The sequence below is a fragment of the Hymenobacter telluris genome (assembly GCF_017313265.1).
Classification (GTDB): domain Bacteria; phylum Bacteroidota; class Bacteroidia; order Cytophagales; family Hymenobacteraceae; genus Hymenobacter; species Hymenobacter telluris.
On sequence record NZ_JAFLQZ010000043.1, the window covers coordinates 1 to 1,247 of the forward strand.

Consider the following 1,247-nt stretch of genomic DNA (forward strand, 5'->3'; position numbering starts at 1 on the left):
TGAGGTGGTCTAGCCGAAACGGACAGCGAGAAGTCTTAACTTCCGCTGCTCATGACCGACAAAAAACTAGTTGACGGCCAGCCCGTCACCCGCAAGAAATACACGCCCGCCTTCAAAGCGGAGTGCGTGCGCCAGGTAGCTGCCGGCGCTCGCCAAAGCGACGTGGCCCGTGCCCAGGGCATCTCGCCCGCGCTGCTGGGCCGCTGGCAACGAACGGCTCTGGAGCAAGCCGTGCCCAGTAGTGCGGAGCGCGACGAAATCAAACGCTTACGCGCTGAGCTGAAGCGCGTGGAAATGGAGCGCGACATTTTAAAAAAAGCGGTGACCATCTTTTCACAGCCTCAGCCGTGAGCAAGTATCTATTTATCAAGGCACAAGCAGCTACCTGGACGCTGGCTGACTTGTGCCGAGTGCTGGGCGTAAGTCGCAGTGGCTACTACCGGTGGCGGGCGGTCAGCCCGCCGCCAGTTCCCGGCTGGCAGCCTGCCGCGCAGCAGGCGTTTACGCGCCATGCCAAGCGCTACGGCACTCGCCGCCTGCGAGCTGAGTTGCAGGCCGAGGGCCACCAGGTGGGGCGCTATGCCCTACGCAGTTGGCTGCGGGCTAGTGGGCAACGTGCCCTGAGCACCCGCCCCCAGCGCCCGCGCACCACGCAGGCTGACCCGGCCGCCGTCGTGGCCGAGAACCGGCTGCTGGGCCAGCCCGCGCCCACGTGCCCCAACCAGGTGTGGGTGGGCGACATTACCTACTTGCCCCTGGTCGGCGGGCGCTGGTGCTACCTGGCCACGTGGCGCGACGCCTGCTCGCGCCGGGTGGTGGGCTGGCACCTGGCCGCGCAGATGCCCACTGAGTTGGTGCTCACGGCCTTGGAACAAGCCTTGACCCTGCGTCAGCCCGCCCCTGGCCTCGTGATTCACGCTGACCGCGGCAGTCAGTACACCAGCCACGCGTGCCGCCAGCGCATTGAAGACGCTGGGGCACTGGCCAGCTATGCCCGGCCGGGTAATCCCTACGACAACGCGCAGGCCGAAGCCGGCTGGAGCACCTTGAAAACAGAGTTGCTGCCCCACGGCGGGGTCTTTGCCAGCTTAGAAGAGGCGCGGCTGGAAGTGGCCTATTATCTCGACACTTACTTCAACCTCGACCGCCGCCACTCCGCCCTGGGCTACCGCTCGCCCCATCAATTTGAAGCTGACCTGTTCCAACACCTACCTTAGCTCCCTGTCCGTTTCCACTAGACCACCCCA

The 1,247-nt window shown here is 65.1% G+C and carries 2 protein-coding genes; both read left to right on the forward strand.

Annotation, left to right across the window (positions count from 1 at the left end; all coding sequences use genetic code 11):
• Positions 1-51: 51 nt before the first annotated feature.
• On the forward strand, positions 52-351 hold the full coding sequence (locus tag J0X19_RS24650) for a transposase (protein ID WP_206987079.1): 300 nt from the start codon (positions 52-54) through the stop codon (positions 349-351).
• Positions 348-1,217 (forward strand): IS3 family transposase, encoded by an 870-nt coding sequence (locus J0X19_RS24655; protein WP_206987080.1) that lies wholly within the window; start codon positions 348-350, stop codon positions 1,215-1,217. Before J0X19_RS24650 ends, J0X19_RS24655 begins: the two co-directional genes overlap by 4 nt.
• The last annotated feature ends 30 nt before the right edge of the window (positions 1,218-1,247 follow it).

Bases quoted from the DNA above. Each gene is read 5' to 3' on its own strand.
- J0X19_RS24650 (WP_206987079.1), top strand. From the start codon at position 52: ATGACCGACAAAAAACTAGTTGACGGCCAGCCCGTCACCCGCAAGAAA.